The sequence below is a fragment of the Mesorhizobium sp. WSM4844 genome (genome assembly GCF_055811775.1).
In genome coordinates, this window is the sequence record NZ_JBVVQB010000003.1 from 151,879 (window position 1) to 171,726 (window position 19,848).

At 62.1% G+C, this 19,848-nt stretch carries 19 protein-coding genes and 1 pseudogene; 7 read left to right on the plus strand and 13 right to left on the minus strand.

What is annotated here, in order from left to right; genetic code table 11:
* Nucleotides 1–70 precede the first annotated feature (70 nt).
* Together AC0L2A_RS04420 and AC0L2A_RS04425 are read left to right on the plus strand one after the other, a co-directional pair.
* Nucleotides 71–2,632 (plus strand): GcvT family protein, encoded by a 2,562-nt coding sequence (locus AC0L2A_RS04420; protein ID WP_473607729.1) that lies wholly within the window; start codon nt 71–73, stop codon nt 2,630–2,632.
* 210 nt (nt 2,633–2,842) lie between these two features.
* Nucleotides 2,843–3,691, plus strand: a complete 849-nt coding sequence (locus AC0L2A_RS04425) for a DUF1194 domain-containing protein (RefSeq protein ID WP_473607730.1) — start codon at nt 2,843–2,845, stop codon at nt 3,689–3,691.
* A 53-nt stretch (nt 3,692–3,744) separates the two neighbouring features.
* On the opposite strand, the gene AC0L2A_RS04430 is transcribed toward AC0L2A_RS04425, so the two are convergent.
* The 3 genes from AC0L2A_RS04430 to AC0L2A_RS04440 form a co-directional block, all read right to left on the minus strand.
* On the minus strand, nt 3,745–4,746 hold the full coding sequence (locus AC0L2A_RS04430) for a GlxA family transcriptional regulator (protein ID WP_128246512.1): 1,002 nt from the start codon (nt 4,744–4,746) through the stop codon (nt 3,745–3,747).
* A gap of 287 nt (nt 4,747–5,033) precedes the next feature.
* Nucleotides 5,034–5,180 carry a hypothetical protein gene (locus tag AC0L2A_RS04435; RefSeq protein ID WP_198032808.1) on the minus strand — a complete coding sequence of 49 codons (147 nt, stop codon included), beginning with the start codon at nt 5,178–5,180 and terminating at the stop codon, nt 5,034–5,036.
* 324 nt (nt 5,181–5,504) lie between these two features.
* Nucleotides 5,505–5,693 carry a hypothetical protein gene (locus AC0L2A_RS04440; protein ID WP_077383673.1) on the minus strand — a complete coding sequence of 63 codons (189 nt, stop codon included), beginning with the start codon at nt 5,691–5,693 and terminating at the stop codon, nt 5,505–5,507.
* Nucleotides 5,694–5,898: 205 nt separating this feature from the next.
* Here AC0L2A_RS04440 and AC0L2A_RS04445 point away from each other — a divergent pair, with 205 nt between their 5' ends.
* The gene (locus AC0L2A_RS04445) at nt 5,899–6,798 is read left to right on the plus strand and encodes a LysR substrate-binding domain-containing protein (RefSeq protein ID WP_023798923.1); all 900 of its coding nucleotides are present in this window, start codon (nt 5,899–5,901) and stop codon (nt 6,796–6,798) included.
* Between the two features lies 1 nt (nt 6,799).
* On the opposite strand, the gene AC0L2A_RS04450 is transcribed toward AC0L2A_RS04445, so the two are convergent.
* The 8 genes from AC0L2A_RS04450 to AC0L2A_RS04485 form a co-directional block, all read right to left on the minus strand.
* Nucleotides 6,800–7,783: an alpha/beta hydrolase gene (locus tag AC0L2A_RS04450; protein WP_473607731.1), complete on the minus strand. Its 984-nt coding sequence runs from the start codon at nt 7,781–7,783 to the stop codon at nt 6,800–6,802.
* 248 nt (nt 7,784–8,031) lie between these two features.
* The gene (locus AC0L2A_RS04455; RefSeq protein WP_023798926.1) at nt 8,032–8,217 is read right to left on the minus strand and encodes a hypothetical protein; all 186 of its coding nucleotides are present in this window, start codon (nt 8,215–8,217) and stop codon (nt 8,032–8,034) included.
* Between the two features lie 189 nt (nt 8,218–8,406).
* Nucleotides 8,407–10,536, minus strand: coding sequence for an ASKHA domain-containing protein (locus AC0L2A_RS04460; RefSeq protein ID WP_128167262.1), 2,130 nt, complete (start codon nt 10,534–10,536; stop codon nt 8,407–8,409).
* Nucleotides 10,487–11,461 (minus strand): methyltetrahydrofolate cobalamin methyltransferase, encoded by a 975-nt coding sequence (locus AC0L2A_RS04465; protein WP_023798928.1) that lies wholly within the window; start codon nt 11,459–11,461, stop codon nt 10,487–10,489. Before AC0L2A_RS04465 ends, AC0L2A_RS04460 begins: the two co-directional genes overlap by 50 nt.
* 78 nt (nt 11,462–11,539) lie before the next feature.
* The gene (locus tag AC0L2A_RS04470) at nt 11,540–12,631 is read right to left on the minus strand and encodes a methylenetetrahydrofolate reductase (protein ID WP_027154501.1); all 1,092 of its coding nucleotides are present in this window, start codon (nt 12,629–12,631) and stop codon (nt 11,540–11,542) included.
* Complete coding sequence (locus AC0L2A_RS04475; RefSeq protein WP_027154500.1) at nt 12,628–13,227, minus strand: methylenetetrahydrofolate reductase C-terminal domain-containing protein; 600 nt, start codon at nt 13,225–13,227, stop codon at nt 12,628–12,630. The genes AC0L2A_RS04470 and AC0L2A_RS04475 overlap by 4 nt, the downstream gene beginning before the upstream one ends.
* Nucleotides 13,220–13,522, minus strand: coding sequence for a virulence factor (locus AC0L2A_RS04480; RefSeq protein WP_091594457.1), 303 nt, complete (start codon nt 13,520–13,522; stop codon nt 13,220–13,222). Before AC0L2A_RS04480 ends, AC0L2A_RS04475 begins: the two co-directional genes overlap by 8 nt.
* A 247-nt stretch (nt 13,523–13,769) precedes the next feature.
* Nucleotides 13,770–14,759 (minus strand): fatty acid desaturase, encoded by a 990-nt coding sequence (locus AC0L2A_RS04485; protein ID WP_473607733.1) that lies wholly within the window; start codon nt 14,757–14,759, stop codon nt 13,770–13,772.
* Between the two features lie 124 nt (nt 14,760–14,883).
* Here AC0L2A_RS04485 and AC0L2A_RS04490 point away from each other — a divergent pair.
* Nucleotides 14,884–15,522 (plus strand): annotated as a pseudogene (locus tag AC0L2A_RS04490) (NAD-dependent epimerase/dehydratase family protein); the annotation flags it as partial.
* Nucleotides 15,523–15,814: 292 nt separating this feature from the next.
* On the opposite strand, the gene AC0L2A_RS04495 reads toward AC0L2A_RS04490, so the two are convergent.
* Nucleotides 15,815–16,444: a DUF1638 domain-containing protein gene (locus tag AC0L2A_RS04495; RefSeq protein ID WP_473607734.1), complete on the minus strand. Its 630-nt coding sequence runs from the start codon at nt 16,442–16,444 to the stop codon at nt 15,815–15,817.
* A gap of 64 nt (nt 16,445–16,508) precedes the next feature.
* Here AC0L2A_RS04495 and AC0L2A_RS04500 point away from each other — a divergent pair, with 64 nt between their 5' ends.
* On the plus strand, nt 16,509–16,649 hold the full coding sequence (locus AC0L2A_RS04500; RefSeq protein ID WP_036263015.1) for an entericidin A/B family lipoprotein: 141 nt from the start codon (nt 16,509–16,511) through the stop codon (nt 16,647–16,649).
* Between the two features lie 273 nt (nt 16,650–16,922).
* The gene (locus AC0L2A_RS04505) at nt 16,923–17,132 is read left to right on the plus strand and encodes a hypothetical protein (RefSeq protein ID WP_287285310.1); all 210 of its coding nucleotides are present in this window, start codon (nt 16,923–16,925) and stop codon (nt 17,130–17,132) included.
* Between the two features lie 129 nt (nt 17,133–17,261).
* Here AC0L2A_RS04505 and AC0L2A_RS04510 read toward each other — a convergent pair whose 3' ends face one another.
* Nucleotides 17,262–17,960, minus strand: coding sequence for a corrinoid protein (locus AC0L2A_RS04510; protein ID WP_095494578.1), 699 nt, complete (start codon nt 17,958–17,960; stop codon nt 17,262–17,264).
* 271 nt (nt 17,961–18,231) lie between these two features.
* Here AC0L2A_RS04510 and AC0L2A_RS04515 point away from each other — a divergent pair, with 271 nt between their 5' ends.
* A complete protein-coding gene (locus AC0L2A_RS04515; protein ID WP_473607735.1) occupies nt 18,232–19,806 on the plus strand; it encodes a trimethylamine methyltransferase family protein in 1,575 nt (524 codons plus the stop codon).
* Nucleotides 19,807–19,848: the final 42 nt, after the last annotated feature.

Genomic DNA, 19,848 nt, shown 5'->3' on the forward strand with positions numbered 1-19,848 from the left:
CTGTCGCCTGCATATTGTGCGCCGACCAACGGGCGCCGGTGCCCGCTTTACCACTTTGGAGTCGCGGGCAATGGCAGGGTTTCCGGAAAAGGCGAAGGTCGTCATCGTCGGGCTGGGCGGTATTGTCGGCGCATCGGTCGCCCATCACCTGATCGAGCGCGGATGGGACGACATCGTCGGCATCGACAAGTCAGGGATTCCGACCGATATCGGCTCGACAGCGCATGCTTCCGACTTCTGCTACACCACCAGCCATGATTTCCTGTCCTGCTGGACGACGCTCTACTCCATCGATTTTTATGAAAAGATGGGTCACTACGCCCGTATCGGCGGCCTCGAGGTTGCCCGCGTCGGCGATGACGATCGCATGGCGGAGATCAAGCGCAAGATCGCCTCGGCAAAGGCTTTCGGAACGCGTGCCCGGCTGATCGAGCCGGCCGAGATCAAGCAGAAATTCCCGCTGATCGAAGAAGAGATGGTGCAGGGCGGCCTGTGGGATCCCGATGCCGGTCTCGTCATCCCGCGCTCGCAAACGGTCGCCGGCAAGCTGGTCGACCAGGCGGAAGCCTCCGGAAAACTTAAATCCTTCGCCAACACGCCGGCCCGGTCGCTTGTCGTCGAGAACGGTCGCATCAAGGGCGTGGTGACCGATCGCGGCACCATCGAAGCCGACTACGTCATCGTTTGCGCAGGTATCTGGGGCCGGTTGATCGCGGAAATGGTCGGCGAGGACCTGCCGGTCATGCCGATCGACCATCCGCTCACCTTCTTCGGGCCCTATACCGAGTTCGCCGGCACCGGCAAGGAGATCGGCTGGCCGCTGCTGCGTGACCAAGTCAACTCGGCCTACATGCGCGACACCGGCGATCCCAAGACCGCCGAAGGCGGACAGATCGAGTGGGGCTACTACGAAGAAACGAATCCGCGCCTTTGTCATCCGCGCGACCTGCTGGAGAAGGACCAGGCCCGCCTTTCGCCCTCGCAGCGCGACCTCGACATGGAACAGATCCTGGCGCCGCTCGAGCGCGCCATGGAATTGACGCCGATCCTGGGCGAACTGGGCTACAATGAGAGCCATTCCTTCAACGGGCTTCTGCAGGTGACGGCAGACGGCGGCCCCTCCATGGGCGAGAGCCAGAAGGTGCGGGGCCTCTGGTATGCCGTCGCGATCTGGGTCAAGGACGGCCCCGGCATGGGCAAGCTCATCGCCGACTGGATGACGGACGGGAGGACGTCGATCGACCACCACGCCATCGACTATTCGCGCTTCTATCCGCACCAGACGCAAGAGCAGTTCATCTGGGACCGCTGCACCGAAACGGCGATGAAGGTCTACAATCCGGCCGTCCATCCGCGCGAGCCATTCTCCAAGGCTCGCGACGTGCGCCGCTCGCCCTTCTGGGAGCGCGAGAAGGAACTCGGCGGCTATTTCATGGAACTCGGCGGCTGGGAGCGCGCCCACGGCTATGCCGCCAACGAGCACCTGCTCGAGAAATACGGCAACCGGGTGCCGGTGCGCGAAAACGAGTGGGACAACCGCCATTTCTGGCGCGTCTCCAATGCCGAGCATCTCGCCATGAGCGAGGATTGCGGCATCGTCAACCTGTCGCATTTCGCGATGTACGACGTGGAAGGCCCTGATCATGTCGCGCTGATGGAGTGGCTGTGCGCGGCCAGGATCGGCGGCGACGGCAATATCGGCAAAGGCATCTACACCCATTTCCTCGACGACGAGGGCATGGTGCGCGCCGACCTGACCGTCATCCGCATGGCCGACCGCTGCCGCGTCATAGACGGCGCCGATGCCGGCCCGCGCGACTTCCACTACATGCGGCGGACGGCAGAAGACAAAGGGTTCGATGTCGCCATCACCGACGTGACCGAGAAATACGTGACCGTCGGCATCTGGGGTCCGAACGCGCGCTCGACCTTGCAGAAGGTCGTCGAGGACCCGGATGGCCTGACGCCGGAGAACTTTGCCTTTGCGGCGATCAAGCCTGTCAGGATCGCCGGCAAGGACGTGACCGCTTTCCGGATCTCGTATGTCGGCGAGCAGGGCTGGGAACTGCACATGCGCTACGAAGACGGCCTGGCCGTATGGGATGCTTTGCGTTCGACCGGCGTGATGGCTTTTGGCGTCGAGACCTATGCCAACAGCCGCCGCATGGAGAAGAGCCTGCGCCTGCAGAATGCGGATCTTTTGACCGAGTACAATCTGCTGGAGGCCGATCTTGCCCGCCCAAAGGTCAAGGAGGCCGATTTCAGCGGCAAGGCAAAGCATCTGGACTATCGCGCCAGCGCGCATCAGCCGGCCATGCTCTGCACACTTGTCATGACGGATAATGTCGATTCCAACGGCGTGGCCCGCTATCCCGTCGGCACGATGCCGGTGATGGACCCGCAAACGGGTGAAACGCTGGTCGACGAACTCGGCCGCCGATCCTTTACGACCTCAGTCGCCTACGGCCCGACCATCGGCAAGAACATTGCGCTCGCCTATCTGCCGTGGGCGTATTGCCAGGAGGGCCGCAAGCTAGACGTCGAGTATTTCGGCGAGACATACCCGGTCGAAGTGGCCGCCGTCGGCTACAGGCCGCTCTACGACCCGGAGAACCTCAAACCACGCAGCTGAGCCTCCCACAATAGAAGGTGAAGGGCGGACTCGCAAAAACGTGAATGCAAGGACTTAAGGCGCGTCACGTTTTGTGGGGAGTCATGCGCCGCGCCTTAAGTTCTCGTTTTTATGCAAGTCGTGACCCAGGGCATGCTTTTGGACGACATGCATTAGCCCGGCGCTGGGCTTTTCGCTTTGTGGCGCGACGATTTTCGCTTACCTTGCGGCATGTCTGCTTTTCCCCGCGCAGGACATCTCCTCTCAGGCGCCGCCGCGCTGGTGCTGATGCTCGTCCAGGCGCCGGACTCCCGCGCTGCCGAACCCGTCGACGTCGAACTGGTGCTGGCGGTCGACGTTTCGCTGTCGATGTCGCCGGCCGAACTCGAAATCCAGCGTCGCGGCTATGTCGCGGCACTGACGCATGACACGGTCCTGCAGGCCATCGCCGACGGCGCCTACGGCAAGATTGCCGTCACCTATGTCGAATGGGCCGGCACGACATGGCAGCACATCATCGTGCCGTGGACGGTGATCGCCAATCGTGCCGACGCCGAGCGGGTGGTCGAGCAACTCTCCGCCCATGCGCCCAACAGCGCGCGGCGCACCTCGATTTCCGGTGCCTTGCAATTCAGCAGCGATCTCTTCGCCGAAAGCGGCTTTCAAGGCGTCAAGCGAGTCATCGACATTTCAGGCGATGGCCCCAACAATCAAGGTGCTCCCGTCGACATCATCCGTGACGAACTGGTCAGGCAAGGCATCACCATCAACGGCCTGCCGCTGATGACCCGGGGCGGCTTCACCAGCGTCTACGACGTCAACTATCTCGACCGCTATTACACCGACTGCGTCATCGGCGGGCCCGGGGCGTTCATGATCCCGGTCAATGAGTGGACGCAGTTTCCCGAAGCGATCCGCCGCAAGCTGGTGCTTGAGCTTGCCGGACCTCCCTCACCGCAATGGACGGCGGAAGAAGCGGCGCATCCGCCAGTGGTGCTGGCGCAGGACAAGCCGGCCACCGATTGCCAGGTCGGCGAGAAAATGTGGCGCGACCGAAGCTGGATGTTCGACACCCGCTAGACTTCAATCGCCATCCGCCAGAGGTACGCGTGCAAGATATTGCCTTGTCTTGTCTACGCGACCAGCAACTGCTTGCGATCGACGCGCTCCTGCTGCGGCGAGCGCGCATAGAGCTCGCGGTAGCATTTGGAGAAATGCGAGGCGGAGACGAAGCCGCAAGCGACCGCCACTTCGACCACCGGCAGCGATGATTGGATCAGCAAGTGCCGGGCCCGGTCGAGGCGGATCTCCAGATAGTAGCGGGCAGGGGATCGTCCCATCTCGGTGCGGAACAGGCGCTCGATCTGCCGGCGTGACAGGTCGACATGGTCGGCGATCTCGATCAACGACAGCGGCTCGGACAGATTGGCTTCCATCAATTCGATGATGGTCAGCACCTTGGAGTTCTGCACGCCAAGGCGTGCGCGCAGCGGCAGGCGCTGGCGATCGGTCGGGCTGCGCACGCGGTCAGTCAAGACCTGCTCGCAGACCCGGTTAACCAGATTGTCGTCGAAATCGTCGCCGATCAGCTTCAGCATCATATCGAGCGCTGCGGTGCCGCCGGCGCAGGTGTAGATGTTCTGGTCGATCTCGAAGAGGTCGGCAAAGACATTGGCCTTCGGGAACGCTTCGGAGAAGCCCGGCAGGTTCTCCCAATGAATGGCGCAGCGCTTGTTGGACAACAGGCCGGCGGCGGCCAGTATATGAGCGCCAGTGCACAAGCCGCCGATGGCGACGCCGCGATTGTATTCCTCGCGCAGCCAAGCGAAGGCCGATTTGTTCTGATAGCGCTCGACATTGATGCCGCTGCAAACGACCGCCATGTTCGGCCGTTCGGAGCCGGACATCTTCTTGCGCTCGTCCTCCAGCGAGGTGTCGACGGCGCATTCGACGCCGTTCGAGGCGCGCACCGGCTTGCCGTCGATGCTGGCGAGCCGCCAGCGGTAGGCCTCGTAGCCGAGCATCCGGTTGGCCGAGCGCAACGGATCGAGCGCCGTTGCAAAGGCGATCATGGTGAAATCGGGGACCAGGAAGAACACAAACGATCGCCTGATCGGATGATTTACGACGTTCACAGGGTAACCCTCACGCTGCAATGGCGCGAACAGGATGTCGCGATCAGCATAGCGACATCAGGAAAAACTTTTCCTGTCAATCGGCTAGGCGGCAACGGAAAGACTTTATTTGCGACATGGGTCGCAAATGGGCAATCGCTATGCGATGACGGACCCGACATGCTGCCGGATTAAGCATTTGCCGCATGTGGTCGGGGCATGACCAAGCACGCCGCCTCGGCAAACCGAAGCGGCGCTGTGATAACTTCGAAGCAGCAGCAGCGAGCGCCGCTTGCGAGCTTGGCAGATCAGGCGACGAAGCCGAGGCGTGCGGCGGCCACGGCGCCGGTCTGGCCCGGCATGGTGTTGGCAAGGCGCTGGCGCTCGAGCGCGGTCGTCAGGCTCATTTCACGGCGAGCAAAAAGGCGGGCAAAAAGCTTCATCATCATCTCCATTCGGTTGCTCAGACGGGTCGCCTTCGCGTGATGGAGTGGGGCAGCTCGTTGGCTGGCGCTGATATAGGCTTACGTGAAGGGAAACTAAATCACAAAAGCGAAGCACTTGACATGAAAAGCGACATGGCATGCGATAAGTTTGGGCAGTCTGCCCAAGATTTGTGAATATGTACAAGGCGTTAGGCAGGAATCCCGCTGCTATGCGGCGTATTCATATGCGTCATGCAACGGCGACATGGCTCCAAAAGAACATTTGATCAACAAATAAAACGGCCTGCCGGACATGGTCTGTGCGGCAGGCCTTCAGCTTTGAATACACACGATCTATTTTGCTCCGCCAGCCCAGGATCCAACGCCGTGGCGAGTGCCGGTCTTGGTGTCGGCGGCTTCAGGCCAACCGATATCCTTCTGCAGTTCGATCGGCAGAGAGCGGATGGCGCGTTCGGTCTGGTAGCGGGCGCGGGCCGCGCTGAATTCGGTCGCGATGCGGCCGATGGATGACAGGATGGACATTTTAATTCTCCTTAGGGTTGGGCCGGGTGCCGGTGCTCGGCGGACCAAGCGCTACATCCGGTTTGTTTCAGCTTCATTTCGTGTCGATTGCAGATCAGTGTCATCGTCGTCTGCCTTCGATGGAGTTGACTATCCTCCCAAAGTGATGTTCAATCAAACGAAATGGAATGATAGTTTGCATCAGAAAAATTGAAGGTCGATCCCGATGAACGCCCCACTCAATCATCCGTTGCCGTTGCTCGATCTCGACGTCTTGCGCACCTTCGTGGCGATCGCCGAGACCGGCAGTTTCACCACCGCTGCCAGTGCCGTCTTCCGCACGCCGTCGGCCGTCTCCATGCAGATCAAGAAGCTTGAGGACATTCTCGGCCGCTCGGTGTTTGCGCGCGACGCGCGCTCGGTGACGCTGACCACGGATGGCGAGATGCTGCTCGGCTACGCCCGCCGGCTGTTGTCGATCAACCGCGAGGTGGTGTCGAAGTTCATCATCCCCGACATTGTCGGGGTGGTGCGGCTCGGCTCGCCTGATGACTATGGCGAGCGCGTGCTGCCGCATGTGCTGAAGCGTTTTGCACAGTCGCATCCTTCGATCGCCGTCGACGTGACCATCGACCAGAGCGTCAATCTGCGTCGGCGCATGGACGACCGGGCGCTCGACATCACGCTTCTCACCAATTCATACAAGACCAGTGCGCTCGGCGCCGAAGTGCTGCTCACCGAACCGATCGTCTGGGCCGGCGCCAAGGGCGGCTGCGCGCATCTGCGCGAACCGCTGCCGGTGTCATTGTGGGAAGAGGGCTGCGCCTGGCGGGCCGGGGCGCTCGAGGCGCTTGGGCGTGAGGGCCGCAACTATCGCGTCGCCTATATGAGTGCGCACACCGCCGGCCAGCGCGCCGCAATCATGTCCGACCTCGCGGTGGCGCCGCTGCCGAAATCGTTCCTCGGCAGCGACATGGTCGAGCTTTGCCCGAAGGACGGCATGCCCGATATCGGCACCTACAATCTGGCCATGGTCGTGGCGCCGGACGCCAGCGCGCCAGTGAAAGCCGTTGCCGATCACATCCGCGCGACCTTCGAAGTGTTCAAAGAAACCGGAAAGTTTTGATTCAGGACTTCGACTGCGTAGACAGGTTGTGACTGGGGACTTCACGACCTGTCCTTTGCAGTGCCAATTCGCCGGCCTTGGCATGATAGCTTTCGGTGTCGCTGGCTAAAAACGTCACGATGCTGTCCCGCGCGCGCCGCGCTTCTGGCATGTCGATCAGCGGCCAAGCATGGAACATGCCTTGCTCGTGCACAACCTCTATCGCGACACCGGCGGCACGGGCCTTTTGCGCGAAGATCAGATTGTCGGGGGTCAGCATGTCGCGCGAACCGGTCAAAAGCAGCGTTTTCGGCAACACCGAGAGGTCACCGTAAAGCGGACTGATGCGCCAGTCGCTGGGATCTATGCCGGCACTGTAGAGCCGGACTGCCTCCAGCCCGCCAGGAATTCCCAGCCACGGATCGTAGCGTTCCGCCTCGAACACTTCGGGGTTGGCGAGCGACAGATCGAGCCCGGGCGAAATCAGCACATGGCGCGACGGCAATGGCAGGTCGGCTTCCGCGGCCATCATGGTCAGCACCACGGCCATGTTGCCGCCGGCGGAATCGCCAATGAAGACGATGTCCTGCGCTTCCGTTTCGTCGAGCATCTGACGGTAGACCTCGCCGACCATGCCGAACATGACGTGAAAATCGTGTTCGGGAGCAATGGGGTAGATCGGCACGGTGATGCCGAAGCCCAGCCGGTCGGCCATATCGGCGATCAGTCCCCAGTGATAAGACGTGATTTGAAAGACATAGGCGCCGCCATGCAGGTAGAGGATCCGCTTTCGCTCGCCGGTCTTCGGCGCGATCTCGTACACGGGAAAGCCGTCCACGCTGCGCGTCGCGATCTCGAAACGCTGATGCAGCGATGCGGGCGGCTGATGGTTCTCCGTCTTGCGGGCGTAGGCGATCCAGCGCTGCAGGTTTTCCGGGCTGGAAAAGGCTTTCTTGCGGCTATACCTGAGCACGAAGGAAACGACGTGGCTTTTGATACTGGGCATGCGGACACACGGACTTCGGCTGAGCCGACTAAGAGAACCCCTCGCAATCGAAGATCGTGCCTTCGCCCAGAATGTCAAGATTTGCGCGGTCTCAACACGGCCCTGTGATCTGGCTGGCAATTAAGGCCAGCGCAGCATCGCTCAGCGCCTGGGCAGCAGTACGGCGCGCAGCCGACGGTCGCTTGCTGCCGGAGCCGGATGACGGTTCCGGCGCTTGGCCAGCAGCTTGCATTTGTCGGCGAAGGTCATCAGCGCGCCGAACCCAGAAGCAGGGCCGAGAAGGTGACCTGCGGGTCGTTGCGCGGCGACACGGGCCAGCCGATATCCTTCTGAATTTCGGGCGGCAGGCTGTTCATGGCCCGGACCGACCTGTTCCTGTTGTGCGCATGCTTGATGGCCGTACCAAAGCGGCCGAGGCTTTCGAACATCGACATCTTCATCTCCCTTGGAGTGCTGCAGCGGCTGAAAGTTATTTCCTGCCTGCCGTTCGATGCCGGTTAAATGCGCCGCGTGTGTATCGGGTGGATTTCGCGAAAACAGCGCCTTGTTTCTGTTTGGGCTGATCCGGAAACATATGCATGCAAATGAGAATGAGGGTGAGTGCAGCTTTTAGCAGCGGGATGCTACCCCCGGCCGCGCCGGGCGGCGTGGCCTTCGCGCGAACGACGCCGTGGGGCGGCATCGCCGGCAATGCCGTCCTCGCTCACGGTCTTGCGCGGCGGCAGCTTCACCGCCGCCGATAGTTTTGGGAACGGGTCGATCTTGTTCGGCAGCGCCATGGCATAGACGAAATGCTCCTGGAATCTCGGCTCCAGCGCGGTCTCGATCTTCTCGATCCGGCTCACCGTTTCCTCGATCTCGCGGCGATAGCCGCGATTGAGCAGCGCCATGCGCGCACCGGCACCGGCGGCGTTGCCGACGGCCGAGACCTTGTCGAGATCGCAGTCGGGAATCAGTCCCAGCACCATGGCGTATTTCGGATCGATAAAGGAGCCGAAGGCACCGGCGAAGTGGATGCGGTCGACATGATCGGTGTGCTGCTTTTCCATCAACAGCTTGGTGCCGGCGTAGAGGGCCGCCTTGGCGAGTTGGATGGCGCGCACGTCGGTCTGGGTGATGGTGATCCTCGGCTCGCCTTCCTTCAGCACGTAGGAGAAGGTGCGGCCATTGGCGGTGACGCGCGGCGAGCGGGCGCAGAGCCCACCGTCGACGACGCCGTCCTCGGAGATGATGCCGGCCAGGTACATCTCGGCGACCACCTCGATGATGCCGGAGCCGCAGATGCCGGTGACGCCGGTTGCCTGGACGCTGTCGAGGAAGCCGGGCTCGTCGGACCACAGTTCCGAGCCGATGACGCGGTATTTCGGCTCCAGCGTGTCGGGATCGATGCGGACGCGCTCGATGGCGCCGGGCGCAGCGCGCTGGCCGCCGGAGATTTCCGCGCCCTCGAAGGCCGGACCGGTGGGCGAGGAGGCCGCCACGACCCGCTGGCGATTGCCGAGCACGATCTCGGCATTGGTGCCGACATCGACGATCAGCATCATCTCGTCCTGGCGGTGCGGGCCTTCCGACAGCGTCACCGCAGCCGCGTCGGCGCCGACATGGCCGGCGATGCAAGGCAGCATGTAGAGCCTGGCGCCCTGGTTGAGCTTCAGGCCGATATCCGACGCCTTGATGTGCACGGCGCCCGAGACAGCCAGCGCGAAGGGCGCGCCGCCGAGTTCGGTCGGGTCGATGCCGAGGAACAGATGGTGCATGATCGGATTGCCGACGAAGACGCAATCCAGGATGTCGTTGCGCTGGACGTTGCCTTCCGCGCAAACCTTGTCGACGAGACCCGAGATCGCCTCGCGCACCGCGACCGTCATGCCTTCGCGGCCGTCCGGGTTCATCATCACATAGGAAACGCGGCTCATCAGATCCTCGCCGAAGCGGATCTGCGGGTTCGACGTGCCTGACGAGGCGGCGACGCGGCCCGACAGCAGCGACACCAGATGCATGGCGATGGTGGTCGAGCCGATATCGCAGGCAAGCCCGTAGGCCTCGTTCTTGAGGCCGGGCCACAACGAGATGACCCGCGCGGTCTCGCTGTCGGCATCCTTGTGGATGGCGGCGGTCGCGGTCCAGTTGCCTTTGCGCAGGATGACTTGCACCTGCGGCAGCAGATGGAAATCGAAATCGAGGCTGTTGAGCCCCCAGTCCTTCATCAGCGCGATCTTCAGGCGATCGAGATCGCCTGATGGATTGTGCATGTCGGGCTCTTCGATCTCGACATAGCACATGTGGATTGCCGAATCGCGGGCAATGACCCTGGTGTCGGCATCCTTGCGAATGGTCTGGGCGTTGATGACCGTGTCCTGCGGCACATCCACGACGAGATCGCCGAGGATCTGCGCCGAGCAGGACAGGCGGCGCCGTTCGGGAAGGCCGCGCACGCGTTCGTAGCGTTCCTCCTTGGCGCCCTTGGGCGAGATGTGGTCGTTGGAAGAGACGATCTTGTGCTTGGCGAAATTGCCTTCCTGCACCTCGACCTGGCAGCGCCCGCAGGTGGCGCGTCCACCGCACACGCTCTCGACATAGACGCCGAGCTGGCGTGCGGCATCGAGCACCGGCGTGCCGACCGGAAACCGCCCGCGCTTGCCGGACGGCATGAACAGCACGAGTGGATCGGTGATGTTGGCAGGAGAGTTCACGATTGCGCGCTTATCCTCGGGCCATACGGGCTTCACGACCCCCGCGCCGGCGACCGCCATTGCCATTGCCTTCGCCCGGCGCATTGACTTGCGTGGGCGCCGCGATCGCCTGGCCGCCTTCGGCCGGCTTGTAGTCCTTGTAGGTCCTGATCCAGTTGGTGCAGTTCTCGTCGGTGCCGTTCAGCACATTGGCGCCGCGCACCGCTTCCATCTCTTGCGGACGCACCGGGTTCATGATCGCCGAGGTCATGCCGGCGCCGATCACCATCGGGATGAAGGCAGCATTGATGCCGTGGCGGTGCGGCAGGCCGAACGAGATGTTTGACAGGCCGCAGGTGGTGTTGACCTTGAGCTCTTCACGCAGCCGGCGCAGCAGGGCAAAGACCTGGCGGCCGGCGTCGCCGAGCGCGCCGATCGGCATGACCAGCGGGTCGACGACCACGTCATGCGCCGGAATGCCGAAATCGGCGCAGCGCTCGACGATCTTCTTGGCGACGGCGAAGCGCACATCCGGATCCATCGAAATGCCTGTCTCGTCGTTGGAGATGGCAACCACCGGGACATTGTATTTCTTGACCAGCGGCAGGATGGCTTCGAGCTTTTCTTCCTCGCCGGTGACGGAGTTGACCAGCGGACGGCCCTTGGCGACCCTGAGCGCCGCCTCGATCGCCGCGGTCACCGAACTGTCGATCGACAGCGGCAGGTCGACCAGCCCCTGCACGATTTCCAGCGTCTGCACCAGCAGGCCGGGTTCTGTCTCGTTCGGGTTGACCGAGGTGACGCCGGCATTGACGTCGAGCATGGTCGCGCCGCAGGCGGCCTGTTCCAGCGCGTCCCTGATGACGGTATCGAAATTGCCTGCGATCATCTCGGCCGCGAGCTTCTTGCGCCCGGTTGGATTGATGCGCTCACCGATCACGCAGAAGGGCTGGTCGAAGCCGATGATGATTTCTCGTGTCGCCGAGGCGACGATCGTCCGGGTCATGCAATCTCTCCCTCGTGATATAAAGACTTCTTTATATCGTTTCTGTTTTCGATCAAGTGAATGGTGGCGTCCGCGCCATCAATGCGCGGTCTTGACCATGTCGACCTGCGTTTCGGTGATCTCGTCGTGCAAAATGTGGTCGAGCCGGTCGGCGACGAGCTGATCGTCGCGGCGGATTTCGCGTTTCCAGGGCTGGCGCCCCTTCAGCACGCCCGATTCATCGACGATCTCGGCGACATATTCCTCCTGGCGATAGGCCATCACATGGACGCCGCAGACGCCGGGAATTTCTTTCACCTCGTTGATGATATCGATGCAGAGCTGCTTGCCTTCCTTCTTCTGGTCCTGGGCGCCTTCCAGCCGCTTGACGATCGAATCGGGGATATGAATGCCCGGCACGTTTGAGCGGATCCATTTGGCGGTCTTGGCCGAGGCCAGCGGTCCGACGCCGCACAGGATGAAGCATTTTTCCGTAAAACCGAGATCGCGGACCTGCTGCATGTAGGTGCGGAACATCGGCACGTCGAAGCAGTACTGGCTCTGCACGAATTGCGCGCCGGCGGCGATTTTCTTGCCCAGCCGGTAGGGGCGGAAATCGATCGGCGGCGCGAAAGGGTTGATCGCCGCGCCAAGGAAAAGCTGCGGCGGCGTCGTCAGCTTGCGGCCGGACAGGAACTTGCCGTTGTCGCGCATGATGCGGCAGGTTTCCAGCAGTGACATGCAGTCGAGATCGAACACCGGCTTGGCGCCTGGCTGGTCGCCGGCCTGCACGCCGTCGCCGGTCAGGCACAGCATGTTGGCGACGCCCATCGCCGCCCCGCCCAGCACGTCGCCCTGGATGGCGATGCGGTTCCTGTCGCGGCAGGCGATTTGCATGATCGGGGCATAACCCATGCGGGTCAGCAGCGCACAGATGCCGACCGACGACATGTGGCAGTTGGCGCCCGAGGCGTCGACGGCGTTGATGGCGTCGACCCAGCCGTCGAAGATTTTGGCGCGGTTGTAGACGTCTTCCGGATCGGCGCTGTCCGGCGGGTTGAGCTCGGTGGTCACGGCGAATTCGCCGCGCCTCAGGACGCGCTCCAGCCGGCCGCGCGAGGTGTGGCCGGGCAGGGGGTCGAGCGGCAGATGGATGCCGGCCGGGTTCTCGTCGGGCTGGCGGCCGATCATGCCGGTGCCCCAGGTTTTGGAACGTTGCGCGCGGCTTCGCGGGCGGCGGCGGCCTGTGCGGTCACCCGCAGCCATGCCGAGGTCTCGCGCAGCGACTGGTCGACCGGCTTCTGCACGTCGAGGATCTTGTCGCCATGCACCATATTGCGTGAACCTTCCCAGGCCTTGACCCAGACGCACGGCATATCAGGCTCGACCTCGCAATTGCCGTTGGCGCGCACACCGCCGCAAGGGCCGTTGCGCAATTGCTTGGGGCAATTCATCGGGCACGACATGCCGGTAGAAGAAAGGACGCACTGGCCGCACATGCGGCAGTCGAACATAAAACCCTTGACGCGTTTTTCGACGAATTTGATCGGACCTTCGACGCGGCCGTAACCGATGCGCTTCCACAGCGGATGGAGGAGCAAAAACATGTCGGAGAACCTGGCGTAGAACCATTCGAGCAGTCGCGAGTGGCGGACGGACCACAGCCTGACAGCGAAGGAGCGCTGCACGCGCCGCTGCGGCGACACGTCGGCCGGCTTGTAGTCGGATTTCGGCGCTGCCTTCTTGACCAGAGTGGCCTGGGTAATCGCCGGGGTCGTTTCAGACATCTTCTTTTCCGCCCGCCTTGACCAGAGCGACCAGCCGCTCGCGGTCGTATTTCGCGTCGATGTCCTGAAAGGCTTTTTCCGCCTCGCCTTCAAGATCGTCGCTGACCGACACGGGGTCGGCCTTGCGCCATTCGGCAAGGTAGTCGTCGGTGCCGCCGGCGCCGGTGCGCATCGCGCACATGTCGATCGCCTCGGTGAAACGCAGCGGCAGTTCGCGCTTGGCGTTCTGCCGGCCTTTCTTGACGATGACCTGGGCGGGGATGTCGCGCCAGTAGACGACGATCAGATCGGCCATGAATTTCTTGCTCCTCGCGCATGACCCCGAAAATCGGCATCGATTTTGGAAAGGATCATGCGCCGACTTAAAGTGCTACAGCGTCCTTTGCGCGTCCAATGGGACGCGCGGCGCTGTAGTGAGTGCGAGCATTGCCGGAAGCGCTGTCGGGCTGCTTGTTATGGGACGACGCGCGCGCATTCAAAAGCGACGCAATTGGCAGCCGCAACGGAAACGCGAAAATATTCGATGCTTGGCCTGGTTTGGGTCAGCCGGCGCGCCGATCGAAGCTGCCGACAAGCTTCCTGTGGAAGCGGACATAGCCTCGCTCGGTCGTGCGCAGATGTTCGGCGACAATTTGGTGGAAACGCGGCAGGCGGTGAAAGGGAACGGCCGGATAAGCATGGTGCTCGGAGTGGTAAGGCATGTTCCACGCCACGAAGCGTACCAGCCTTGTGGTAAAGGTGGTGCGTGTGTTTTCGAGCATGTTGGCGACATGCGGGCAGAGCGCGTGCTCGGCCAGCAGATAGGCCCGAAAAAACGGCTGACCGACGAGCACCGGCACAATCCAGACCCACAACAGCAGCGCCGACTGCACGGCCAGGGAGGCTGCCAGCAGCACCGCATAGGCGATCAGAAACCAACGCGCTTGCGAAATCACCTTGTCGCGGCCCTTGTCCGGCACGAAGCCGTCGCGGTTGCGGCCAGCGGCGTTGACGACGATCACGCGCGCCATGCCGCTCCAATAGGGGATTCCGGAGAGATAGCGCACATACTGGCCGATGGTCTCCGGTTTCGGAGCCATCAGTTCGGGGTCATTGTCCGGATCGTGCGTGTGACGGTGGTGCGCGAAATGGAAATAACGGAACCATGCCGGCGGCAGCAGGATCAGGAAGCCGGTGACAGTGGCGATGGCGCGATTGAGCCACGGCGTCCTGAAGGCCGTTTCGTGAATCGTCTCGTGCAACAGCGTGAAGAAAAAGACGACCAGGATTCCCTGCGGCAGCACGAGAACCGGCCAGAACGGAATGCGGGCGGCGATCAGCGCACCCAGCACGACAACCAGCCCGCCGTGAACGGCCAGCCGGACAATCCCGGGCCTGTCCAGTTTGGCGGTGAGGTCGCGACGATCCACGACCGAAAGGCTGGCGATGATGGTGCGGTGATCGATTTCGCTCATAAGTGCCAAGCTTATCGCCAGGGCGCTGTCCGGTAAATCGGTGCTCGTTGCCAGACGCCGGTTTTTGCGAGCGATCATCGGGGCGTTTCCTGGTCGAAAGCTGGAACAGCCTGTTTTCTCGTTTGGCATACAACTTACCCGTTCGCGGCGGCCTGTCATCCGTGCTTAACAGCGGTCAGCTTAAAACTCTTGGGTTTCACCGATGCGGATCTTGCTTACGGGGTCGTCAGGCTGGCTGGGCAGCGCGCTCGCGCTGCGCCTGCGGGCGCTTGGCCATGACGTCATCGGGCTGGATCCGGTCCCGTCGGCGCCAACGCAGGTGATCGGCTCGGTCGCCGACCGTGATCTGGTGATGCGGACGGTCGGGGAAAACCGCATCGAGGCGATCGTCCACAGCGGCGCACTGCACAAGCCTGATATCGAACACCACCGCAATGAGGATTTCATCGAGACGAATGTGCGCGGCACGCTCAACCTGCTCGACGCGGCGGTGTTGTCAGGCGTTCAGCGCTTCGTCTTCACGTCGACGACCTCGCTGATGATCTCGAAAGCCATACGCGCCGGCCTCACCGGCGGTGCGCGCAAGGCCGCCTGGCTGACGGAAGACATGTCGCCCGAGCCGCGCAACATCTACGGCGTAACCAAGCTCTCGGCCGAACATCTTTGCCGCCTCTATCACATCCAGTCCGGACTGCCGGCGATCGTGCTGCGCACCGCCCGGTTCTTTCCCGAAGCAGACGACATGGCGCATGCGATCGACCAGTCGGACGCCAACACCAAGGCGAATGAGCTGTTGTTCCGTCGTCTGACCGTGGAAGATGCCGCCGAGGCCCATGTCGCGGCGCTGGAGAAGGCTCCACAGCTAGGCTTCGACGTCTTCATCATCTCGGCGCCAACGCCGTTCCGGCCTGATGATTGCGAGGCATTGATCGCTGACGCGCCGCCAGTCGTGGCGCGTTATTTTCCGGAGTTTCCGGCGCTTTATGCGCGAAAAGGCTGGACGATGTTTTCCTCGATCGACCGTGTCTACGACGCGTCGCGGGCGCGGGACAGGCTGGGCTTCGTCTGCAAGACGCGCTTTGCCGCTGTGCTTGCCGGGCTTGCAGTGGAAGAAGACCGCGCCTGCTCGAACGTCAGCCGTGTGCCGCGGCGCTGGCCAGCTCCGTCGTCAGGTCGCCATAGCCAGTGGAACGGCGCTCATAGGCGAGGCCGAGCATTTTCGCGGCTTTCTCGGCGACCTTGTCGAGTTCCGGATCGTCGGTCTGGGCGATATAGACTAGCTTCTCGTAATTGCCGAAATAGTCCTTGATCAGCTCCGGATGCCTGTCGAGGCCGAGCGGCTTCATGAAGAAGGCATCGAACTGCCGGCACAGGAAATCGGTCATGTAGAACGACATCATGTCGTCGTCGGCGATTTTCGCATAGGCTTCCATGCCCTGGTAGAAGGCAAAGCAATGCGGACCGGCCATGCGCTCGACCCCATGCTTCTCGCAGACGCGGTCGAGCAGGCCGCCGGTGCCGCAATCGGCATAGCCGACGAAAATATTGGTGTAGCCGTCCGCCTTGGCCTTCTCGATTGCCTTGTCCATGGCCGGCGCGATGCGGTCCGGGTAGAAATGGAACTCCGCCGGCAGGCAGGTCAGGTCGAGATGGTCGAGCCCCAGCTGCTCCGTAACGGCCAGAACTTCGCGCGCAATCATCCCGCAGGCGATGACAAGCAGCCTGTCACCTTGATCGGGTTGTAGTTTTCGCGCAATGCTCATGGAACCAGTCTAACCGATTTTCGTTGCTGTCCCACGAATCTATCTGTTGAGGGAGATACCATTCATGAAACCGCTACGCATTGCGCCGATCGCCATCCTGGCTTGCGCCCTGGCTCTTTCGGCCTGCGCCAACACCGTCCGCGGTGTCGGCAGGGATGTCAAATCGACAGCCAACGCGGTCGAGGATACGGTCCAAAATCCCTGATCCCGCGGATATCAACAAGGCGCACCGCTGTCGAGGAAGTTCAAGCGATGCGCGTTAAGCCCTTGTAATATATGGGAGCAACAAAGCCGCGCCGCAAGGCGTGGTTCGTTCTGTTGTCCATGCGAGTTCGCGGAGATGGGCCGAAGCGCAGGCTTGGTGTCCACCTCTCCGCAATTCCCTATCGTCACGGCAGGCACAAAAAGTTGACGTTTCGAATGCGGGACATGCCGGTAGTCTTTCCCTGTACCTCAACAACGAAGCTAGGAGCATAGAATGAAGACCGCTCTCTTGGTTGTCGCCGCTCTGGGCCTTTCGGTATCCGGCGCCGCAGCGGAATGTGTCGGCCACAACAAAACGACGGCTTCCGTAGATCAGCAGACCAAAGCTGCAAGCGTAGATCAGCAAACCACAGTCGCAAGCGTCGCGAATACAACCGCCGACACGCCGATCCTGAAAAAGGAAGAGGCGAAAGAGTCTGAATAGGCGATTCGATCCGCTGCGCGGATCGCTGTTGCTTGTTGAAGTCTTGACATGCCGGCGCTACGCGGCGCCTCGTCTGCAAGAGCATAAGTACGGGCTCCGTACTTATGGTCTTGTGTTCTCCTCGTCAGCTCAGGCCGAAGCGCGGACGTTGTGCTTGCGCTTCATAAAATCCTTGGCGGTTTCGACTGCCACGGCCGCGTCGCGGCAATAGGCGTCGGCGCCGACGGCCTTGCCGAATTCCTCGTTGAGCGGGGCACCGCCGACCAGCACGACGTAGTCGTCGCGGATGCCCTTTTCCTTCATCGTGTCGATGACGACCTTCATGTAGGGCATGGTCGTCGTCAGCAGCGCCGACATGCCGATGATGTCAGGCTGGTGCTGTTCGATGGCGTCGAGATATTTTTCCACCGCATTGTTGATGCCGAGGTCGATGACGTCGAAGCCGGCGCCCTCCATCATCATGCCGACAAGGTTCTTGCCGATGTCGTGGATGTCGCCCTTGACGGTGCCGATCACCATCTTGCCCTGCTTCGGCGCGCCGGTGGCGACGAGCAGCGGACGCAGGATGAACATGCCCGCCTTCATCGCGTTGGCCGACAACAGCACTTCCGGCACGAACAGGATGCCGTCGCGAAAATCCTCGCCGACGATGCGCATGCCTTCGACCAGTGCCTCGGTCAGCACCTTGTAAGGCGCCCAGCCGCGCTCGAGCAGGATGTTGGTGCCTTCCTCGATCTCTTCCTTCAGCCCGTCATAAAGGTCATCGTGCATCTGCTGCACCAGTTCGTCGTCGGAAAGCTCGGAAAGGATGATCTCGTCGTCGGCCATTTTTAATCCAGCTCCTTGCCGCACAGATGTAATTGCGGGGCCTCAAATATCACGTCAATACCTAACCCGCTACAGGCTTGCGTCCATAGCTGATTTGCGACTTCCCGCAAAAGGAAAGCGACTGCAAATCTATTGGAATTCTTGTCGATTTTGCGACAGGCGTTGGCGCTGGCGGGCCGTTTCGAATAGGGTGCATGACTACGATCCGGCCAGAAGCCGGGATATGCGGCCGTAATAATTGTGCCAGAACAAAAGTCAGGGAAGAACGATCATGAGTGAGAACGCGCCGGTCGACCAGGAAGCGTCAAACGCGCGGCGCGGACGCGCCGCCAGCGGTGGTGCCGCTGCCCGGCGGGCGGCGCGGTCGGGTGGCGGCCCCGGCACCCAGCTCACCTACATCAAGCGCAAGATCAACGTCTATGAGGTGCTGGACGAGGAAGGGCTGGCGCTGATCGAGAAGAACACCGACACGGTGCTTGAAGAGATCGGCATCATCTTTCGCGACGACGCCGAGGCGCTGCAGCTGTGGAAAGAGGCCGGCGCCGACGTCAAGGGCGAGCGCGTGCATTTTCCGAAGGGGCTCTGCCGCTCACTTTTGAAAACCGCGCCGTCCGTCTATACCCAGCACGCCCGCAAAGCCGAACGTTCGGTGCAGATCGGCGGCAACGCCACGGTGTTCGCACCGGTCTACGGCCCGCCCTTCGTGCGCGACCTCGACGGCGTCAGGCGCTATGCGACGATCGAGGATTTCCGGAATTTCGTGAAGCTCGCCTATATGGCGCCGTCGATCCACCATTCGGGCGGCACGGTGTGCGAGCCGGTCGACGTGCCGGTCAACAAGCGCCATCTCGACATGATCTACAGCCACATCAAATATTCGGACAAGCCGTTCATGGGCTCGGTCACCGCGCCGGAGCGCGCCGAAGATACGGTTGCGATGGCCAAGATCGTGTTCGGCGACGATTTCGTCGAGAACAACACGGTGCTGACCAGCCTGATCAACGCCAACTCGCCGATGGTGTTCGACGAGACCATGCTGGGGGCGCTGAAAGTCTATTCGCGCCACAACCAGGCCTGTATCGTCACGCCGTTCATCCTCGCCGGCGCAATGAGCCCGGTGACGGTCGCTGGCACGCTGACCCAGGTCCTGGCCGAAGTGCTGGCTGGCGCGTCGTTCACGCAGCTGATCCGGCCGGGCGCACCGGTGCTGTTCGGCACCTTCGCCTCGTCGATCTCGATGCAGTCTGGCGCGCCGACCTTCGGCACGCCGGAGCCGTCACTGGTTTCCTATGGCGCGGCGCAGCTCGCGCGCCGGCTTGGCCTGCCGTTCCGCACCGGCGGTTCGCTCTGCGCCTCCAAAATCCCGGACGCGCAGGCGGCCTATGAGAGCGCCAACACGCTGAACTCGACGATCCTCGCCGGCACCAATTTCGTGCTGCACTCGGCCGGCTGGCTCGAGGGCGGGCTCGCTTCCTGCTACGAAAAGTTCATGATGGACATCGACCAGCTCGGCATGACCCAGAAGTTCTCCGAAGGCGTCGACCTGTCGGAGAACGGCCAGGCGATGGATGCCATCCGCCAGGTCGGCCCGGGCAGCCACTATCTCGGCTGTGACCACACCCAGGCCAATTTCCAGACCGCCTTCTACCGTTCCAGCATCGCCGACAACAATTCCTACGAGCAGTGGCTGGCCGAAGGCGAAAAGTCGGCACCGCAGCGCGCCAACGAACTCGCCCGCCGCTGGCTGGAAAGCTACGAGGCGCCGCATCTCGATCAGGGCATCGACGATGGGCTGAAGGACTTCATCGCCAGCAAGAAGGCGTCGATGGCCGACGCCTTCACTTGAAAGGAGCCCGAGTCAGGCGGGGCTAAAGTCGCCAACATCATC

Coding starts and splice junctions, on each gene's coding strand:
- AC0L2A_RS04420 (WP_473607729.1), top strand. CDS start 71: ATGGCAGGGTTTCCGGAAAAGGCGAAGGTCGTCATCGTCGGGCTGGGC.
- AC0L2A_RS04425 (WP_473607730.1), top strand. CDS start 2,843: ATGTCTGCTTTTCCCCGCGCAGGACATCTCCTCTCAGGCGCCGCCGCG.
- AC0L2A_RS04435 (WP_198032808.1), bottom strand. CDS start 5,180: ATGGAGATGATGATGAAGCTTTTTGCCCGCCTTTTTGCTCGCCGTGAA.
- AC0L2A_RS04440 (WP_077383673.1), bottom strand. CDS start 5,693: ATGTCCATCCTGTCATCCATCGGCCGCATCGCGACCGAATTCAGCGCG.
- AC0L2A_RS04445 (WP_023798923.1), top strand. CDS start 5,899: ATGAACGCCCCACTCAATCATCCGTTGCCGTTGCTCGATCTCGACGTC.
- AC0L2A_RS04450 (WP_473607731.1), bottom strand. CDS start 7,783: ATGCCCAGTATCAAAAGCCACGTCGTTTCCTTCGTGCTCAGGTATAGC.
- AC0L2A_RS04455 (WP_023798926.1), bottom strand. CDS start 8,217: ATGTCGATGTTCGAAAGCCTCGGCCGCTTTGGTACGGCCATCAAGCAT.
- AC0L2A_RS04460 (WP_128167262.1), bottom strand. CDS start 10,536: ATGGCGGTCGCCGGCGCGGGGGTCGTGAAGCCCGTATGGCCCGAGGAT.
- AC0L2A_RS04465 (WP_023798928.1), bottom strand. CDS start 11,461: ATGACCCGGACGATCGTCGCCTCGGCGACACGAGAAATCATCATCGGC.
- AC0L2A_RS04470 (WP_027154501.1), bottom strand. CDS start 12,631: ATGATCGGCCGCCAGCCCGACGAGAACCCGGCCGGCATCCATCTGCCG.
- AC0L2A_RS04475 (WP_027154500.1), bottom strand. CDS start 13,227: ATGTCTGAAACGACCCCGGCGATTACCCAGGCCACTCTGGTCAAGAAG.
- AC0L2A_RS04480 (WP_091594457.1), bottom strand. CDS start 13,522: ATGGCCGATCTGATCGTCGTCTACTGGCGCGACATCCCCGCCCAGGTC.
- AC0L2A_RS04485 (WP_473607733.1), bottom strand. CDS start 14,759: ATGATCGCTCGCAAAAACCGGCGTCTGGCAACGAGCACCGATTTACCG.
- AC0L2A_RS04495 (WP_473607734.1), bottom strand. CDS start 16,444: ATGAGCATTGCGCGAAAACTACAACCCGATCAAGGTGACAGGCTGCTT.
- AC0L2A_RS04500 (WP_036263015.1), top strand. CDS start 16,509: ATGAAACCGCTACGCATTGCGCCGATCGCCATCCTGGCTTGCGCCCTG.
- AC0L2A_RS04505 (WP_287285310.1), top strand. CDS start 16,923: ATGAAGACCGCTCTCTTGGTTGTCGCCGCTCTGGGCCTTTCGGTATCC.
- AC0L2A_RS04510 (WP_095494578.1), bottom strand. CDS start 17,960: ATGGCCGACGACGAGATCATCCTTTCCGAGCTTTCCGACGACGAACTG.
- AC0L2A_RS04515 (WP_473607735.1), top strand. CDS start 18,232: ATGAGTGAGAACGCGCCGGTCGACCAGGAAGCGTCAAACGCGCGGCGC.